This window comes from Pseudomonas allokribbensis (assembly GCF_014863605.1).
GTDB lineage: Bacteria > Pseudomonadota > Gammaproteobacteria > Pseudomonadales > Pseudomonadaceae > Aquipseudomonas > Aquipseudomonas allokribbensis.
This window is the reverse complement of record NZ_CP062252.1, coordinates 6,262,814-6,279,076: the sequence shown is the minus strand read 5'-3', so window position 1 is coordinate 6,279,076 and position 16,263 is coordinate 6,262,814. Positions and strand designations below refer to the sequence as shown.

Annotated in this window: 15 protein-coding genes; 8 read left to right on the top strand and 7 right to left on the bottom strand. The window is 61.6% G+C overall.

Annotated features, from left to right (window positions below):
• A complete protein-coding gene (locus tag IF199_RS28940; protein ID WP_085746828.1) occupies positions 1 to 456 on the top strand; it encodes a YaiI/YqxD family protein in 456 nt (151 codons plus the stop codon).
• A 45-nt stretch (positions 457 to 501) separates the two neighbouring features.
• Here the strand turns inward: IF199_RS28940 and elbB are convergent, their stop codons facing one another.
• Positions 502 to 1,170, bottom strand: a complete 669-nt coding sequence (gene elbB / locus IF199_RS28935) for an isoprenoid biosynthesis glyoxalase ElbB (RefSeq protein ID WP_096817382.1) — start codon at positions 1,168 to 1,170, stop codon at positions 502 to 504.
• 116 nt (positions 1,171 to 1,286) lie between these two features.
• Here elbB and IF199_RS28930 point away from each other — a divergent pair, with 116 nt between their 5' ends.
• The gene (locus IF199_RS28930) at positions 1,287 to 2,522 is read left to right on the top strand and encodes a sterol desaturase family protein (RefSeq protein ID WP_192559266.1); all 1,236 of its coding nucleotides are present in this window, start codon (positions 1,287 to 1,289) and stop codon (positions 2,520 to 2,522) included.
• Here the strand turns inward: IF199_RS28930 and IF199_RS28925 are convergent.
• Complete coding sequence (locus IF199_RS28925; RefSeq protein ID WP_096817385.1) at positions 2,503 to 3,159, bottom strand: DedA family protein; 657 nt, start codon at positions 3,157 to 3,159, stop codon at positions 2,503 to 2,505. The two genes, IF199_RS28930 and IF199_RS28925, sit on opposite strands and share 20 nt — an antisense overlap.
• Positions 3,160 to 3,367: 208 nt before the next feature.
• On the opposite strand from IF199_RS28925, the gene hemB reads away from it, so the two are divergent.
• Positions 3,368 to 4,381, top strand: a complete 1,014-nt coding sequence (gene hemB, locus IF199_RS28920) for a porphobilinogen synthase (protein ID WP_192559265.1) — start codon at positions 3,368 to 3,370, stop codon at positions 4,379 to 4,381.
• Positions 4,382 to 4,399: 18 nt separating this feature from the next.
• Positions 4,400 to 6,625 carry a polyphosphate kinase 1 gene (gene ppk1, locus IF199_RS28915; RefSeq protein ID WP_096817387.1) on the top strand — a complete coding sequence of 742 codons (2,226 nt, stop codon included), beginning with the start codon at positions 4,400 to 4,402 and terminating at the stop codon, positions 6,623 to 6,625.
• A 66-nt stretch (positions 6,626 to 6,691) separates the two neighbouring features.
• On the opposite strand, the gene ppx is transcribed toward ppk1, so the two are convergent.
• From ppx to IF199_RS28890, 5 genes are all read right to left on the bottom strand, one after another.
• Positions 6,692 to 8,194: an exopolyphosphatase gene (ppx, locus tag IF199_RS28910; protein ID WP_096817389.1), complete on the bottom strand. Its 1,503-nt coding sequence runs from the start codon at positions 8,192 to 8,194 to the stop codon at positions 6,692 to 6,694.
• 104 nt (positions 8,195 to 8,298) lie between these two features.
• The gene (locus IF199_RS28905; RefSeq protein WP_096817391.1) at positions 8,299 to 9,036 is read right to left on the bottom strand and encodes an amino acid ABC transporter ATP-binding protein; all 738 of its coding nucleotides are present in this window, start codon (positions 9,034 to 9,036) and stop codon (positions 8,299 to 8,301) included.
• On the bottom strand, positions 9,023 to 9,673 hold the full coding sequence (locus IF199_RS28900; protein ID WP_102619629.1) for an amino acid ABC transporter permease: 651 nt from the start codon (positions 9,671 to 9,673) through the stop codon (positions 9,023 to 9,025). The genes IF199_RS28905 and IF199_RS28900 overlap by 14 nt, the downstream gene beginning before the upstream one ends.
• Positions 9,670 to 10,350 (bottom strand): amino acid ABC transporter permease, encoded by a 681-nt coding sequence (locus IF199_RS28895; RefSeq protein ID WP_011336489.1) that lies wholly within the window; start codon positions 10,348 to 10,350, stop codon positions 9,670 to 9,672. The genes IF199_RS28900 and IF199_RS28895 overlap by 4 nt, the downstream gene beginning before the upstream one ends.
• A gap of 21 nt (positions 10,351 to 10,371) precedes the next feature.
• Positions 10,372 to 11,157 (bottom strand): transporter substrate-binding domain-containing protein, encoded by a 786-nt coding sequence (locus IF199_RS28890; protein WP_192559264.1) that lies wholly within the window; start codon positions 11,155 to 11,157, stop codon positions 10,372 to 10,374.
• A gap of 256 nt (positions 11,158 to 11,413) precedes the next feature.
• Here IF199_RS28890 and IF199_RS28885 point away from each other — a divergent pair, with 256 nt between their 5' ends.
• The 4 genes from IF199_RS28885 (at position 11,414) to IF199_RS28870 (ending at position 16,250) form a co-directional block, all read left to right on the top strand.
• On the top strand, positions 11,414 to 12,121 hold the full coding sequence (locus tag IF199_RS28885; protein ID WP_192559263.1) for a FadR/GntR family transcriptional regulator: 708 nt from the start codon (positions 11,414 to 11,416) through the stop codon (positions 12,119 to 12,121).
• 120 nt (positions 12,122 to 12,241) lie between these two features.
• Complete coding sequence (gene trxA, locus IF199_RS28880) at positions 12,242 to 12,571, top strand: thioredoxin TrxA (RefSeq protein ID WP_003206727.1); 330 nt, start codon at positions 12,242 to 12,244, stop codon at positions 12,569 to 12,571.
• Positions 12,572 to 12,821: 250 nt separating this feature from the next.
• A complete protein-coding gene (gene rho / locus IF199_RS28875) occupies positions 12,822 to 14,081 on the top strand; it encodes a transcription termination factor Rho (protein WP_003229334.1) in 1,260 nt (419 codons plus the stop codon).
• A gap of 171 nt (positions 14,082 to 14,252) precedes the next feature.
• Positions 14,253 to 16,250 (top strand): acyltransferase family protein, encoded by a 1,998-nt coding sequence (locus tag IF199_RS28870; protein WP_192559262.1) that lies wholly within the window; start codon positions 14,253 to 14,255, stop codon positions 16,248 to 16,250.
• The last annotated feature ends 13 nt before the right edge of the window (positions 16,251 to 16,263 follow it).

Here is a 16,263-nt window from a genome sequence, read left to right as displayed (position 1 = left end):
ATGCGCGTATGGATCGATGCCGACGCCTGCCCGAAGATGGCCAAGGAGTTGGTGGTGAAGTTCGCCCTCAAGCGCCGCTTCGAGGTGGTGCTGGTGGCGGGGCAGCCGCAAAGCAAACCGGCGCTGGCCATCGTCAAGCTGATCGTGGTGCCGAGCGGCCCGGATGCGGCGGATGATTATCTGGTGGAACACGCGGTGCCGGGCGAACTGGTGATCTGCAGCGACATCCCGCTGGCCGACCGGCTGGTGAAGAAAGGCGTTGCAGCGCTGGACCCGCGAGGCAAAGAGTTCGACGCGCAGAACATGGGTGAACGGCTGGCGACACGCAACCTGTTCACCGATCTGCGTGAGCAGGGCCAGGTCAGCGGCGGCCCGGCGCCGTTCGGCGACCGGGAGAAGCAGGCGTTCGCCAATGCGCTGGACCGGATCCTGACGCGGTTGGCGCGCCAGTCCTGAGGCAATCATTCCCACGCAGCGCGTGGGAATGATCACTGTCGCGCGTCAGGCGTCGTTTTCGTGGGTCAGTTCAAGCACGCGATCCACCAATTTGTTGATCCCCGAAGCCGCTTCACTGATCGACTGCGCCAGCATGTAGGCCGGGGTGGTCACCAGTTTGCGCGCCTTGTCTTCGATGATGTCGGTCACGGCGCAGTCTTCGTGGGTGGCGCCCATCTTGCCGATCGCCGTGGCGGTGTCGGCATCGTTGCCGATGGTGCAGGTCACGCCCGGGCCGTAGATCTTGGCGGCCAGCGCCGGCGAAATGCACATCAGGCCCACCGGTTTACCCGCTTCGGCAAAGGCCTCGGTCAGCGCCAGTACGTCCGGCTGAACGCAGCAGCCCGCGCCGTCGACGGCGAAGTTCGACAGGTTCTTCGCTGCGCCAAAACCGCCGGGCACGATCAGCGCATCAAAGTCATCGACATCGGCTTCACGGACATCCTTGACGTTGCCCCGGGCGATGCGTGCCGATTCCACCAGCACATTGCGCGACTCGGGCATCTCCTTGCCGGTGAGGTGGTTGATCACATGCAATTGCGCGATGTCCGGGGCGAAGCACTGCACCTGGGCGCCGCGTTGGTCGAGGCGCAGCAGGGTGATGACGCTTTCGTGGATCTCGGCGCCGTCGTACACGCCGCAACCGGACAGGATCACTGCAACTTTTTTGCTCATGGGTTTCTCTCCAGATTCATGGCGCTAAATGTCCACTAATTTGTCGTTCGTTGCCATAGGGTCGAGCCGCGGCTACACCTAGGATCTGTGCACACGGATCTCGATCAGGGCGCGTCATGAACTTCATTCTGTATGCGGTGCCGTTTTTCTTCGTATTGATCGTGGCAGAGCTCATCGCCGACCGGTGGCGCGGGGTGAGCAACTATCGCCTGGCCGATGCGGTGAACAGCATCAGCACAGGGGTGTTGTCGACCACCACCGGCCTGCTGACCAAAGGCGTTGGGCTGGTGACCTACGGCTTTGCCCTGGAGCATCTGGCGCTGGTCAAGTTGCCGGCGGACAGTGTCTGGGTGTGGGTCTTCGCTTTTGTCCTCTACGACTTCTGTTACTACTGGCTGCACCGCATGGGCCACGAGCGGAACATTCTCTGGGCGGCTCACTCGGTGCATCACCAGAGTGAGGACTACAACCTTTCCACCGCGTTGCGCCAGACCAGCACCGGGTTTCTGCTGGGCTGGATCTTCTACCTGCCGATGGCGGTGCTCGGCGTGCCGTTGCTGGTGTTCGTCAGTGTTGCGGCGCTGAATCTGCTGTACCAGTTCTGGGTTCACACCCGGCACATTCCCAAGCTTGGCTGGTTTGAATGGTGCTTCGTCACACCGTCGAATCATCGGGCCCACCATGCACAGAACGCTCTCTACATGGATCGCAACTACGGCGGGGTGTTCATTATTTGGGATCGCCTGTTCGGTTCGTACCAGGAAGAGGACGACAACGAGCCCGTGATTTTTGGCGTGACCACACCGCTGGCGAGCTGGAATCCGCTGTGGGCCAACGTGCAGTTTTACGCGCAGCTGTGGGACGACGCGCGCCGCGCCGGGAGCAAATGGGACAAGCTGCGGATCTGGTTCATGCGCACCGGCTGGCGTCCGGCAGACGTGGCGGCGAAATACCCGATGCACAAGCCGGACTTGAGCCGGTTCCGCAAATTCGAAGTACCGTTGGGCACCCGGCAGCAGTGGTACGTGGTGCTGCAATTCGGTGTTTACGTGGCGCTGGGCAGTTATCTGATGAATCTGGAACACAGCCTGTCGACCGGCGCCCTGATTCTGGGTTGGGGCGCGGTGGCATTCGGTTTGTTTGTATTGGGCGTGGCCCTGGAGAATCGCCCGTGGGCGCTGAGGCTGGAACTGCTGCGGTTGGCCGCGAGCCTGCCGCTGGTATGGCTGGCGCCGCAGGTCGGGTTATGGCCGGCCGGCCCGCAGATGTGGGTCGGCCTGTTCGGTTACAGCCTGCTCAGCGGCGTCGGGTTGTATTGCTGCCGCCAGCGGTTTATTCGGCTGGCGTCTTAGGGTCGGTAGCCTTGGCCAGTTCAGCCTTGTGCCGTTCGGCTTTGGCCAGTTGTTCGGCCTGCTCGTCCTCGTAGACCTTCTTGGCCAGCCGGGCATTCTTGAACCGGCGGCGCAGCCACAGGCCGACACCCAGCACCAGCAGCGCACCGAGTACCCACAACTCATATTTCTTGATGCTGCCCAGCATGCCTTCGAGCACCGCACCGAAGTGGTATGCGGCCGCAGCGAGGGCGGCGGCCCAGATCGCAGCGCCAATCCCGTTCAGCAGCAGATAGCGTCCCGGCGGGTAGCCCGACAGGCCGATCGCCACCGGCATTACCGTGCGCAGGCCGTAAACGAAGCGGAAGCTCAGGACCCAGATGTCCGGGTGCTTGCGGATATGCTCCAGCGCGCGGTCGCCCATCATTTGCCAGCGCGGTTTGCGCGCCAGCAACTTGCGTCCGTGTTTGCGGCCCAGGAAGTACCACAGCTGATCGCCGGCATAGCTGCCGAAGAACGCCACGACCACCACCAGGTTGATGTCCATGTATCCACGGAACGCGAGGAAGCCCGCGAGCACCAGGATGGTTTCGCCTTCGAAGAACGTGCCGAGAAACAGGGCAAAGTAGCCGAAGTCATGCAGAAATTGTTGGAGCATTGTCTGGGTGCTGGCGAAATGAACGCGCAGCCTAACCCTTCGGACACATTCAGGAAAGTGTCGAAATGTGTCTCGACGTGAACATTTCCTACAACGACAATGGAATGCGACTACCTGCCACAGGGGTGCACATAACTGTAATACGTTGGTCATAATGGCCATCTATAACTGTCACGCTCGCCCGTTTGCGCGGGCTCAGGAGTCTGCCGTGAGCTTTACCCCAGCCAACCGTCTGTTCCCTGCCACCCGCCTGCGTCGCAATCGCCGTGATGATTTTTCCCGGCGACTGGTGCGTGAGAACGTGTTGACGGTCGATGACCTGATCCTGCCGGTGTTCGTGCTCGACGGTGAAAACCGCCGCGAAGCCGTGGCCTCGATGCCAGGTGTCGAGCGCCTGACCATCGACCTGCTGCTTGAAGAAGCCGCCAAATGGGTCGAACTGGGAATTCCGGCGCTGGCGCTGTTCCCGGTCACGCCACCTGAGCTCAAATCCCTCGATGCCGCCGAAGCCTGGAATCCCGAAGGTATCGCCCAGCGCGCCACCCGCGCCCTGCGTGACCGATTCCCGGAGCTGGGCGTGATCACCGACGTCGCCCTGGATCCGTTCACCACTCACGGTCAGGACGGCATTCTCGACGAAGAAGGCTATGTGCAGAACGACATCACCGTCGATGCACTGGTCAAACAGGCGCTGTCCCACGCCGCCGCCGGCGCCCAGGTGGTTGCCCCGTCGGACATGATGGACGGCCGCATCCAGGCGATCCGTGAGGCGCTGGAGCTGGCCGGTCACTTCAACGTGCGGATCATGGCCTACTCGGCCAAGTACGCCAGCGCCTATTACGGCCCGTTCCGCGATGCTGTGGGTTCGGCCGCGAACCTGGGCAAGGCGAACAAGGCTTCCTACCAGATGGACCCGGCCAACAGCGACGAAGCGCTGCACGAAGTGGGCGCGGACTTGTCTGAAGGCGCGGACATGGTCATGGTCAAACCCGGCATGCCGTACCTGGATATTTTGTTCCGGGTAAAAGATGCCTTCAAAGTGCCGACCTTCGTCTATCAGGTTAGCGGCGAATACGCCATGCACATGGCGGCGATCCAGAATGGCTGGTTGAGCGAAGGCGTGATCCTCGAATCCCTGACCGCCTTTAAACGTGCCGGCGCTGATGGCATCCTGACTTACTTTGCTGTCCGTGCCGCTCAATTGTTACGAGAGCAGAAATAGCCCTCCCAGGAACATTCGATGAATACCGAAGGACTCACTGAAGTTGCCGTAAAAGAAGCTCAACCCGTGGTCGAGCAGATTACCGAAACCCCGCCGGAACTGGAGCCCGCGCCACCCGCGCCGGCAACTGAACCCGCTCCGGCGGCCCCGGCGATCGCGATTCCCGGCCTGGATGACAGCAGCCTGTATATCCACCGGGAATTGTCGCAACTGCAGTTCAACATCCGCGTGCTGGAACAGGCGCTGGACGAGTCCTATCCGTTGCTGGAGCGGCTGAAGTTCCTGCTGATCTTCTCCAGCAACCTCGACGAGTTCTTCGAGATCCGCGTCGCCGGCCTCAAGAAGCAGATCACCTTCGCCCGTGAACAGGCCGGCGCCGACGGCCTGCAACCGCATCAGGCATTGGCGCGGATCAGCGAGCTGGTGCACGGTCATGTAGACCGTCAGTACGCGATCCTCAACGACATCCTGCTGCCGGAGCTGGAAAAGCATCAGGTGCGCTTCATCCGTCGCCGCTACTGGACGACCAAGCTCAAGACCTGGGTGCGCCGTTACTTCCGCGACGAGATCGCGCCGATCATCACCCCGATCGGCCTCGACCCGACGCACCCGTTCCCGTTGCTGGTGAACAAGAGCCTGAACTTCATCGTCGAGCTCGAAGGCATCGACGCCTTCGGTCGCGATTCCGGTCTGGCAATCATCCCGGCGCCACGCTTGCTGCCGCGGATCATCAAGGTGCCGGAAGAAGTCGGCGGCCCTGGCGACAACTATGTGTTCCTGTCGTCGATGATCCACGCCCACGCCGATGACCTGTTCCAGGGCATGAAGGTAAAAGGCTGCTACCAGTTCCGTCTGACCCGAAACGCTGACCTGGCGCTCGACTCCGAAGATGTTGAAGACCTGGCCCGCGCCCTGCGTGGCGAGTTGTTCTCCCGTCGTTACGGTGATGCCGTGCGCCTGGAAGTCGCCGACACCTGCCCGAAACACCTGTCGGACTACCTGCTCAAGCAGTTCAACCTGAGCGAGACCGAGCTGTATCAGGTCAACGGTCCGGTCAACCTGACGCGTCTGTTCAGCATCACCGGTCTGGACAGTCATCCGGAGCTGCAATACACGCCGTTCACGCCGCAGATCCCGAAACTGCTGCAAAACAGCGAGAACATTTTCAGCGTTGTCAGCAAACAGGACATCCTGCTGCTGCACCCGTTCGAGTCGTTCACCCCGGTGGTCGACCTGCTGCGCCAGGCTGCGAAAGACCCGCACGTTCTGGCTGTACGCCAGACCCTGTACCGCTCCGGCGCCAACTCGGAAATCGTCGATGCGCTGGTGGACGCCGCGCGTAACGGCAAGGAAGTGACGGCGGTCATCGAGCTGCGTGCGCGCTTCGACGAAGAGTCCAACCTGCAACTGGCCAGCCGTCTGCAAGCGGCCGGTGCGGTGGTGATCTATGGCGTGGTCGGCTTCAAGACCCACGCCAAGATGATGCTGATCCTGCGCCGCGAAGCCGGCGAGATCGTGCGTTACGCGCACCTCGGCACCGGTAACTACCACGCCGGCAACGCCCGTCTGTACACCGACTACAGCCTGCTGACCTCCGACGACGCCTTGTGCGAAGACGTCGGCAAACTGTTCAGCCAGTTGATCGGCATGGGTAAGACGCTGCGCATGAAGAAGCTGCTGCACGCGCCGTTCACCCTGAAGAAGGGCATGCTCGACATGATTCTGCGCGAGACGCAATTCGCGCTCGACGGCAAACCTGCGCACATCATCGCCAAGTTCAACTCGCTGACCGATCCGAAGATCATCCGCGCGCTGTACAAGGCCAGCCAGTCCGGCGTGCGCATCGACCTAGTGGTGCGCGGCATGTGCTGCCTGCGTCCGGGCATCGCCGGGGTTTCGCACAACATTCACGTGCGCTCGATCATCGGTCGCTTCCTTGAACACACCCGCGTGTTCTACTTCCTCAACGGTGGCGAGGAGCAGATGTTCCTGTCCAGCGCCGACTGGATGGAGCGCAACCTCGACAAGCGCGTCGAGACTTGCTTCCCGGTGGAAGGCAAGAAGCTGCTGACTCGGGTCAAGAAAGAGCTGGAGTTGTACCTGACCGACAACACCCACAGCTGGAGCCTGCAGTCGGACGGCCGCTACATCCGCAACACGCCGACCGGCAACCAGAACCCGCGCAGTGCGCAGGCGACGTTGCTGGAGCGGTTGGGCAGCCCGATTCTGCCGGTCAGCAGCTGACCGCAGGTCTCAAAGCAATAAAAAAGGCGATCCATCCGGATCGCCTTTTTTGTGCCTGCCGGTTACTCAGTGCACGGTCAGAACAATCCCAACCCGCGTCAGCCACTCGGCCTCAAGTGCGAAATCCGCCTGAGTCAGCTGGTTTTCATCCAGCCAGTTCTCCGGGAATTCCACATCGAGGTTGTCGCCATTGGCGTGCAGCGCGACCTGCGGCATGGTCTGGGTGCCGCGAATGTGGTGGAACAGGATCGCAAAGCGCAGCAGCACGCACAGGCGGATCAGCTTGTCGCCGTCGTCGCCGAATTCGGCAAACTTGTCCTTGGGGATGTTGCGGCGGTGGCCGCGCACCAGCAGGGCGAGCATTTGCTGGTCTTCGCGGGAGAAACCGGCCAGGTCCGAGTGCTCGATCAGGTAGGCGCCGTGCTTGTGGTATTGGTAGTGAGCGATGTCGAGCCCGACTTCGTGCACTTTCGCCGCCCAGCCCAGCAGTTCGCGCCAGATACCATCGTCCAGCTGCCAATCGACAGCCACTTGATCGAAGGCGTGCAGGGCTTTGCGCTCGACGCGTACGGCCTGTTCCAGGTCGACGTGGTAGCGCTCCATCAGCGAGGTCAGGGTGCGTTCGCGCACGTCTTCGTGATGATGGCGGCCAAGCAGGTCATACAGCACGCCTTCACGCAGCGCGCCTTCGCAGTGATCCATACGTTGCAGTTCGAGGGCGTCGAAGATCGCTTCAAGAATCGCCAGGCCGGCCGGGAAGATCGCGCGGCGATCCGGCTTGATGCCTTCGAAATCGATCTTGTCGACATCGCCGAGCTTGAACAGGCGACGCTTGAGCCACGCCAGGCCTTCGGCGTTCACTTCGCCGGTGCCATGTCCGCCGGCCTTCAGCGCCAGGCCGATGGCGCGGATGGTGCCCGAGGAGCCGATGGCTTCATCCCAGGTCAGGCGGTGCAGGGCGTGTTCGATGCTCATGATTTCCAGCCGCGCCGCCGTGTAGGCCTGGGCGTAGCGGGCCGGGGTGATCTTGCCGTCCTTGAAGTAGCGCTGGGTGAAACTCACGCAGCCCATTTGCAGGCTTTCGCGCAACAACGGCTCGAAGCGCTGGCCGATGATGAATTCGGTACTGCCGCCGCCGATGTCGGCGACCAGGCGTTTGCCCGGAGTGTCGGCGAGGGTGTGAGAGACGCCGAGGTAGATCAGGCGCGCCTCTTCGCGGCCGGAGATGACTTCCACCGGGTGGCCGAGGATTTCTTCGGCACGACGGATGAATTCGCCACGGTTGCGCGCCTCGCGCAGAGCGTTGGTGCCGACGATCCGCACGGCGCCCAGCGGCATACCGTTGATCAGTTGGGCAAAACGCTTGAGGCAATCAAGCCCGCGCTGCATGGATTCTTCGTTGAGATGGCGCTCATCGTCTATGCCGGCGGCCAGCTGAACCTTCTCCCCGAGACGTTCGAGAATACGGATTTCGCCGTTCTGGGCCTTGGCCACGACCATGTGGAAGCTGTTGGAGCCCAGGTCGATCGCGGCGATCAGGGACAGATTCTTGGCTTGGGATTGCGGCATGGTCTGGGGGTCTCGGTCGATAACCTCGACATCGTGCCACGATCAAACGCTGCCGCCAACGCGCATGGTACAAACCCTTGATTTAGCGCACTGACGGCCTGCTTTCAGCCTGCGACTTCCACGGTTCCGATGAAATTCGCCAGTTCCGGCGTCTGCGGATCGGCAAACAACACCTTCGGGTCGCCCACCTCATGCACCTTGCCCTGGTGCATGAACACCAGTTTGTCCCCGACCTCCCGGGCGAAGCGCATTTCGTGGGTGACCATGATCAGCGTCATGCCTTCCTTCGCGAGCTGGCGGACCACGCTGAGCACTTCGTTGACCAGTTCCGGGTCCAGCGCCGAGGTGATCTCGTCGCACAGCAGCACCTTGGGCGACATCGCCAGCGCCCGGGCAATCGCCACGCGTTGTTGCTGGCCGCCTGAGAGGCGATCCGGGAAGGCGTCGAACTTTTCGCCGAGGCCGACGCGCTCAAGCATCTGCCGCGCCAGTTCCGCAGCCTTGGCCTTGGGCACCTTCTGCACCACTTGCGGCGCGAGCATCACGTTTTCGCCCACCGTCAGGTGCGGGAACAGGTTGAACTGCTGGAACACCATCCCGACTTTCTGCCGCAGGCTGCGCAGATCGGCGCGGGCGGCGTCGAGGTATTCGCCATCGACTTCGATCACGCCGTCGTTGATCGATTCCAGGCCGTTGAGGGTGCGCAGCAGGGTGGATTTGCCCGAGCCGCTGCGGCCGATGATCGCCACGACCTGACCTTCCTCGACGCTCAGGTCGATGCCTTTGAGTACGTGGTGATCGCCGTAGTATTTATGCAGGGCGGAAATTCTAAGCAGAGGCATGCAGTCTCCTTTCCAGGTAGCGCGCACTGAGGGACAAGGGGTAGCAGAGCAGGAAGTAGCCGGCGGCGACGAGGCCGTAGACCATGAACGGTTCGAAGGTGGCGTTGGCGAGCATGCCGCCGGTCTTGGTCAGTTCGGTGAAGCCGATGATCGAGGTCACGGCGGTGCCTTTGACCACTTGCACCGAGAAGCCCACGGTCGGCGCCACGGCGATGCGCAGCGCTTGCGGCAGAATCACGTAGCGCAATTGCTCCAGCGGATTCAGCGCCAGGCTCGACGAAGCTTCCCATTGGCCGTTGGGAATCGCCTCGACGCAACCGCGCCAGATCTCCGCCAGATAGGCGCTGGTGAACAGCGTCAGGGCAATGGCTGCCGCCATCCACGGTGAAATCTCTACGCCGGCCAGCGCCACGCCGAAGAACACCAGAAACAGCTGCATCAGCAACGGCGTGCCCTGGAACAGTTCGATCCAGGTGCGGGCGATGCTGCTGGGCAGCGGTTTTTTCGAGATGCGCATGATCAGGATCAGCAACCCGACGATCCCGCCGCCAATGAACGCCACCAGCGACAACGCCAGCGTCCATTGCAGGCCGGTGAGCAGGTTGCGCAGGATGTCCCAGAACGTGAAGTCGCTCATTGGCTGCTCCTTGCGCTGCTTTTCGACAGGTAGCGCCGACCGAGCCAGTTCAGTAACTGACGGATCAGCAGCGCCATGCACAGATAAATGAGGGTGGTCAGGGCATAGGTTTCAAAGGCGCGGAAGTTGCGCGACTGAATGAAGTTGGCGGCGAAGCTCAACTCTTCGGTGGCAATCTGCGAACACACCGCCGAGCCGAGCATGACGATGATGATCTGGCTGCTCAGGGCCGGCCAGACCTTGCCCAGCGCCGGCAGCAGCACCACGTGGCGGAACGCTTCGAAACGGCTCATCGCCAGCGCAGCAGCGGCCTCCAGTTGCCCGCGCGGGATCGCCTGGATGCCGGCACGGATGATCTCGGTCGAGTACGCACCGAGGTTGATCACCATCGCCAGCACCGCCGCCTGCCACTCGGAGATCTGCACGCCAAGGGACGGCAGACCGAAGAAGATGAAGAACAGCTGCACCAGGAACGGCGTGTTGCGGATCAACTCGACGTACACGCCGAAGATTGTCGAGAACGGACGGATGTTCCACGCCCGCACCAGCGCTCCGACAATACCCACACCAACCCCGAACAGCGCGCCGATGGCTGTCAGCTCAAGGGTGAACAGCGCCCCGCGCAGCAGCAGGTCGGTGTTTTCCACCACCGGCAAGAAATCGAACTGATAGGCCATGAAAGTCTCCCGCGCCGCCGGTCAGAGGTCGGCCGGCAGCGGCTCTTTGAGCCAGGTCTGCGCGTTCTTTTCCAGCGCGCCGTCAGCCTTGGCGGTGGCCAGGATCTCGTTGACCTTGCCCAGCAGCGCCGGCTCGTTCTTGTTCACGCCGACGTAGACCGGCGAATCCTTGAGCTTCACTTTCAGCGCCGGCACGCGTTTCGGGCTCTTTTCGCTGATCGCCACCATCACCACGTTGCCGCTGGCGATCAGGTCGACCTGGCCGGCGAGGTAGGCGGCGATGGTCGAGTTGTTGTCTTCGAAGCGCTTGATGGTCACGCCTTCGGGGGCGACCTTGGTCAGCTCGATGTCTTCGATGGCGCCACGGGTGACGCTGATGGTCTTGCCCTTGAGGTCGTCCAGGGTGCTGACGGCTGCGTCCGGCGGGCCGAACACGGCGAGGTAGAACGGCGCATAGGCGCGGGAGAAATCGATGACCTTCTCGCGTTCGGGGTTCTTGCCGAGGCTGGAAATCACCAGGTCGACCTTGCCGGTGGTCAGGAACGGGATGCGGTTGGTGCTGTTGACCGGGGTCAGTTCGAGTTTGACCTTGAGCTGGTCGGCCAGCAGTTTCGCAGTATCGATGTCCAGACCGCGCGGCTTCATGTCCGGGCCAACCGAGCCGAAGGGCGGGAAGTCCTGAGGCACGGCGACTTTCAAGGTGCCGCGTTTGACCACGTCGTCCAGACCGTCGGCATGGGCGGGGGCCTGGCTCAGCATCAGACCGGCAAACAGGGCGGCGAGGAGGGCGCTGTAACGCTTCGTCATGGACAATCTCCGGATCGGCGGGAAGTGAATTCTGCGATCGGACAGAGCATGGGCCGTGCCAAGACAGCGGTTTGGCTGCGCAAAGCCACGGGTTTAGCGGGTTTGTTCGGTCTTACTGGTCTGAACAGTCAGGTTGGATTTCGCACTGCGATAGCGCATCGGCGTGCGCCGTCGAACCCCGCTGGGGCATGACTTGCCTGACGCCTCGAATAGCTTTACAACTGGCCGCACCTTGGCCTGGTCCGACTGGAAAACCATGAACTCGATCTCCCGCGCCGTACCCGAAGTGGCGCTGCAAGCGATCCGCAAACTGATTACCGAGCAGGGTTTCGGCCCCGGTGATGCGCTGCCCTCGCAGCGGGATCTGGCGGTGCAGTTGGGGGTCAGTCGGGCGTCGTTGCGCGAGGCGTTGTCGTCCTTGAGTGCGCTGGGGGTGGTCAGCATCCAGCCGGGCAAGGGCGTGTTCGTGCAGTCGCCGGTGGAGTTGCCGCGCGGGGAGGGCGCGCCGGCCTGGCCGTTTGCAGCCCAGGCCTCGCCGCTGGAGATCTTCCAGTTGCGCTATGCACTGGAGGGGTTCGCGGCCGGGCTGGCGGCGGTGACGCTGAGCACGTTTGATCTGGATGAACTGGAAGACAACGTCGCCGCCATGCGTGAGCAACTGCGCGCCGGCGACTTCGAGGCCGCGGCGAAACTGGATTTCGAATTCCACCGGCGGATCCTGCGGGCCAGCGGCAATCAGGCGATGCTGAGCATCCTCACCGCCAGCGCCGACATCTTTCTGGAGAGCCAGAAGCTACCGTTCATCCGCGCCGAGCGGGCCATGGAAACCTGGCAGGAACACCGCAAGATCCTCCGCGCCCTGGCTCGTCGGGCGTCCGCTGCCGCCCAGAAAGCCATGCAGGAGCACGTGCGCAACGCGGCGTTGCGCACTGGAATTGCCTTCATCGCCCCCGCCGGCGCGTGACTTGAGCTATACCCAAACTCATCGAGTGCCATAGCAAGACTCAATCATCTGCGGCTTCCTGAACAAGGGAAGGGCGGCTATGATGGGCCACGTTTTTTTGCTTACAACCTGGAGAATTCCATGAGCAGCGATCTGATCAAACACGTTAGCGACGCTAGCTTCGAAGCCGACGTACTCAAGGCCGAAGGCGCTGTCCTGGTCGACTACTGGGCTGAATGGTGCGGCCCTTGCAAAATGATCGCTCCGGTTCTGGACGAGATTGCAGAGACTTACAAAGGCAAGCTGACCGTTGCCAAGCTGAACATCGACGAAAACCAGGAAACCCCGGCCAAGCACGGCGTACGTGGTATTCCGACCCTGATGCTGTTCAAGAACGGCAACGTGGAAGCGACCAAGGTTGGCGCTCTGTCGAAGTCGCAACTGGCTGCTTTCCTCGACGCCAACATCTAAGCGTCGCGGTAAAGATTGTCCTCAAAAAGCCCCGCAAATTGCGGGGCTTTTTGCGTATTCAGGGCTAGACGCTCCGAAACTCAGGTGATACATTCGGCCCCGCACTGGTTTCTCCACTGCCCCCTGCTAGCCGTCGCCGACGCACTCCTTTTCGAACAAGTACGCGATCCTGTCGCCTTCTCCGCGGCGCGGCCTCATTAAGCCAAAAGCTTAATTTCCCCCCCTCCATAAATGATTACGTCATTCCTATATGAATCTGACTGAACTCAAGCAAAAGCCGATTACCGAACTGCTCGAATTGGCCGAACAGATGGGCATAGAAAATATGGCCCGTTCGCGCAAGCAGGACGTGATTTTCTCCCTGCTGAAAAAGCACGCGAAAAGCGGTGAGGAAATCTCCGGTGATGGCGTGCTGGAGATTCTCCAGGACGGCTTCGGCTTCCTGCGCTCCGCTGACGCTTCCTACCTCGCCGGCCCTGACGACATCTACGTCTCGCCGAGCCAGATCCGCCGTTTCAACCTGCGCACCGGTGACACCATCGTTGGCAAGATCCGGCCGCCAAAGGAAGGCGAGCGTTACTTCGCCCTGCTCAAGGTCGACACGATCAACTTCGATCGTCCAGAGAACGCGAAAAACAAGATTCTCTTCGAGAACCTGACCCCGCTGTTCCCGACCGTGCGCATGAAGATGGAAGCCGGCAACGGTTCCACCGAAGACCTGACCGGTCGTGTGATCGACCTGTGCGCCCCGATCGGCAAAGGCCAGCGCGGTCTGATCGTTGCACCGCCGAAAGCCGGTAAAACGATCATGCTGCAGAACATCGCGGCCAACATCGCCCGTAACAACCCTGAAGTTCACCTGATCGTGCTGTTGATCGACGAACGTCCGGAAGAAGTGACCGAAATGCAGCGCACCGTGCGCGGCGAAGTGGTTGCCTCGACCTTCGACGAGCCGCCGACCCGTCACGTACAAGTGGCTGAAATGGTGATCGAGAAGGCCAAGCGCCTGGTCGAACACAAGAAGGACGTGGTGATCCTGCTCGACTCCATCACCCGTCTGGCCCGTGCCTACAACACCGTGATCCCGAGCTCCGGCAAGGTGCTGACCGGTGGTGTCGATGCTCACGCCCTGGAGAAGCCGAAGCGTTTCTTCGGTGCCGCGCGTAACATCGAAGAAGGCGGCTCGCTGACCATTATCGCCACCGCGCTGGTTGAAACCGGCTCGAAGATGGACGAAGTGATCTACGAAGAGTTCAAGGGTACCGGCAACATGGAACTGCCTCTGGATCGCAAGATCGCCGAGAAGCGTGTGTTCCCGGCCATCAACATCAACCGCTCCGGCACCCGCCGCGAAGAGTTGCTGACCGCCGACGACGAACTGCAGCGCATGTGGATTCTGCGCAAGCTGCTGCACCCGATGGACGAAGTAGCTGCCATCGAGTTCCTGGTCGACAAGCTGAAAACGACCAAGACCAACGACGAGTTCTTCCTGTCGATGAAGCGCAAGTAACATCGTCGGTTGAGTCCGGAAGATGGCGCCCTTCAGGGGCGCCATTTTTTTGCCTGATTTTTGTCTGGGCGATCGCAGGTGTGCGATCTGTTAAGGTCCGTGTGCCGGAAAAACAAGAAGCAGCGCCTTGGGCTGTACAAAAAACAACCACCTGATTGGCATTAAAGATTTATGAGCACACTCGCTTATCGAAGGGATATCGACGGCTTGCGCGCAGTCGCTGTGATTGCCGTGGTGCTGTTCCACTTTGGCGTCCCGGGGTTCACCGGTGGTTTTGTCGGCGTGGACGTGTTTTTCGTGATTTCCGGCTACCTGATTACCTCGATCATCTGGAACCAGCGCCAGGCCGGGCGTTTCAGCTTCGTCGAGTTCTGGGCCCGACGCGCCCGGCGGATCCTGCCGGCGCTGTTTGCGATGATCATCGCGGTGCTGGCGGTGGGCTGGTTCCTGCTGGCACCCAAGGACTACGAAGAACTCGGGCGCTCGGTGCGCTACCAGGTGACCTTCGTCTCGAACATTCTGTTCATGCGTCAGGATGGCTATTTCGACGTCGCTTCAGATCTCAAGCCGCTGCTGCACACTTGGTCGCTGGCGGTGGAGGAACAGTTCTACATTCTCTTCCCACTGTTGCTGACCTTGCTGTCGAGCCGCCTGAAACACTGGCGGCTGGCGCTGTTCGGCGTATTGCTGCTGTCCTTCGGGCTGAGCGTGTGGGCGGTCCATCATTATCCGGAGAAGGCGTTCTTCCTGTTGCCGATGCGGGCGTGGGAGCTGCTGGCCGGTGCGATGCTCGCCGTGGCGCCCCGGCATTCGTGGCGCCTCAAACCGATGGCAGCGCAGGGGCTGAGCCTGCTCGGCATGGCGCTGATCCTGCTGGCCGTCTTCGGGTACGACAAAAGCACGCCATTCCCCGGCGCCGCGGCGCTGCTGCCGGTGCTGGGCGTGGTGGCGCTGATCCTGGCCAACGGTCATCGTGAAACGTTGATGGGTCAATTGCTGAGCAGTCGGGTGATGGTCGGCCTCGGCCTGATTTCCTATTCCTGGTACTTGTGGCACTGGCCGGTGTTCGTGTTTTCCAGCTATGCCAGCGTCGAGGAACCGGGGGCGCTGGACATCGCAGGATTGATCCTGCTGACGCTGGTGCTGGGTTACCTGTCATGGAAGTTCGTCGAAACACCGTTCCGCGAGCGTCGCCTGCTTGCCGGGCGCCGGCAGGTTCTGCTGGCCGGTTTCTGCGGCATCCTGGTGCTCGGCCTGGCAGGACAAGCCCTGCGCTGGACCGATGGCTTGCCGTCGCGTCTGTCAGAACAGGCGCTGCAATATGCCAAGGGCCACGAGTGGCGGCCGGAGCTGATGGCGTGCCTGACGGACGACAAGGCCCCGGATGACAAGCTGTTCTGCCATTACGGTGTGGAAAGCCTGCCGGCCCAGGCGATGGTCTGGGGTGACAGCCACGCTACGGCACTGATTCCGGTGCTGGAGGACGCTGCGCAAGCCCATGGCGTCAACGTGATCCTCGCCAGCTCTGCCGGTTGTATTCCGGTTGAAGGGCTGGAGCATGACGCAGCCTGTACGCGTTTCAATCGGCGTGTCGAGCAGGGGTTGAGCGCGCAACGTATCAGCGATGTGGTGCTGGTCGCGCGTTGGAGCCTCTATCTGTATGGCGACGCCAAAGGGGATCTCGACCATGCGCTCAGACAGCCGGATGGTAAGTACGACAGTGCCGTCGCTGAACAACGTCTGGCCGATGGGCTGCGCGCACGGCTTGCTCAATTGCGTGAGGGCGGGCATCGGGTCTGGCTGGTGAAAGAGGCGCCGTTGCAGGCGTTCAACCCGCCGTATCGCCTGACACGCCTTGCGATGCTGGGCCATTCGGTGGATGAGGTCGGCCTGGCCATCGGCGAGCATGACAAGCGCCAGGCATTCATCAGCCGGTTGTTCGCCCAATTGGCGCAGGATCCGATGGTGCGGGTGGTCGATCCGGCGCCACGGCTGTGTGATGAACACGGTCTGTGTCGCGCCGAACTCGACGGCTATTCGCTGTACAAGGATGACAATCACCTGTCGGAAGTCGGCGCGCGATTCGTGGCGCCGATCCTTGAACCGCTGTTTGTCAGTCTGCAGGCCGGTAAAAATCCGGGTAACGGCCAGGTGAATGCAGCCAAGTAAGCAGTGACGGGCT

Excerpts from the sequence above, each read along its gene's own strand:
- IF199_RS28890 (WP_192559264.1), bottom strand. The coding sequence starts at position 11,157 with ATGACGAAGCGTTACAGCGCCCTCCTCGCCGCCCTGTTTGCCGGTCTG.
- IF199_RS28885 (WP_192559263.1), top strand. The coding sequence starts at position 11,414 with ATGAACTCGATCTCCCGCGCCGTACCCGAAGTGGCGCTGCAAGCGATC.
- IF199_RS28870 (WP_192559262.1), top strand. The coding sequence starts at position 14,253 with ATGAGCACACTCGCTTATCGAAGGGATATCGACGGCTTGCGCGCAGTC.
- IF199_RS28905 (WP_096817391.1), bottom strand. The coding sequence starts at position 9,036 with ATGCCTCTGCTTAGAATTTCCGCCCTGCATAAATACTACGGCGATCAC.
- ppx (WP_096817389.1), bottom strand. The coding sequence starts at position 8,194 with ATGCCGCAATCCCAAGCCAAGAATCTGTCCCTGATCGCCGCGATCGAC.
- IF199_RS28940 (WP_085746828.1), top strand. The coding sequence starts at position 1 with ATGCGCGTATGGATCGATGCCGACGCCTGCCCGAAGATGGCCAAGGAG.
- IF199_RS28930 (WP_192559266.1), top strand. The coding sequence starts at position 1,287 with ATGAACTTCATTCTGTATGCGGTGCCGTTTTTCTTCGTATTGATCGTG.
- IF199_RS28900 (WP_102619629.1), bottom strand. The coding sequence starts at position 9,673 with ATGAGCGACTTCACGTTCTGGGACATCCTGCGCAACCTGCTCACCGGC.
- rho (WP_003229334.1), top strand. The coding sequence starts at position 12,822 with ATGAATCTGACTGAACTCAAGCAAAAGCCGATTACCGAACTGCTCGAA.
- trxA (WP_003206727.1), top strand. The coding sequence starts at position 12,242 with ATGAGCAGCGATCTGATCAAACACGTTAGCGACGCTAGCTTCGAAGCC.
- ppk1 (WP_096817387.1), top strand. The coding sequence starts at position 4,400 with ATGAATACCGAAGGACTCACTGAAGTTGCCGTAAAAGAAGCTCAACCC.
- IF199_RS28925 (WP_096817385.1), bottom strand. The coding sequence starts at position 3,159 with ATGCTCCAACAATTTCTGCATGACTTCGGCTACTTTGCCCTGTTTCTC.
- IF199_RS28895 (WP_011336489.1), bottom strand. The coding sequence starts at position 10,350 with ATGGCCTATCAGTTCGATTTCTTGCCGGTGGTGGAAAACACCGACCTG.
- elbB (WP_096817382.1), bottom strand. The coding sequence starts at position 1,170 with ATGAGCAAAAAAGTTGCAGTGATCCTGTCCGGTTGCGGCGTGTACGAC.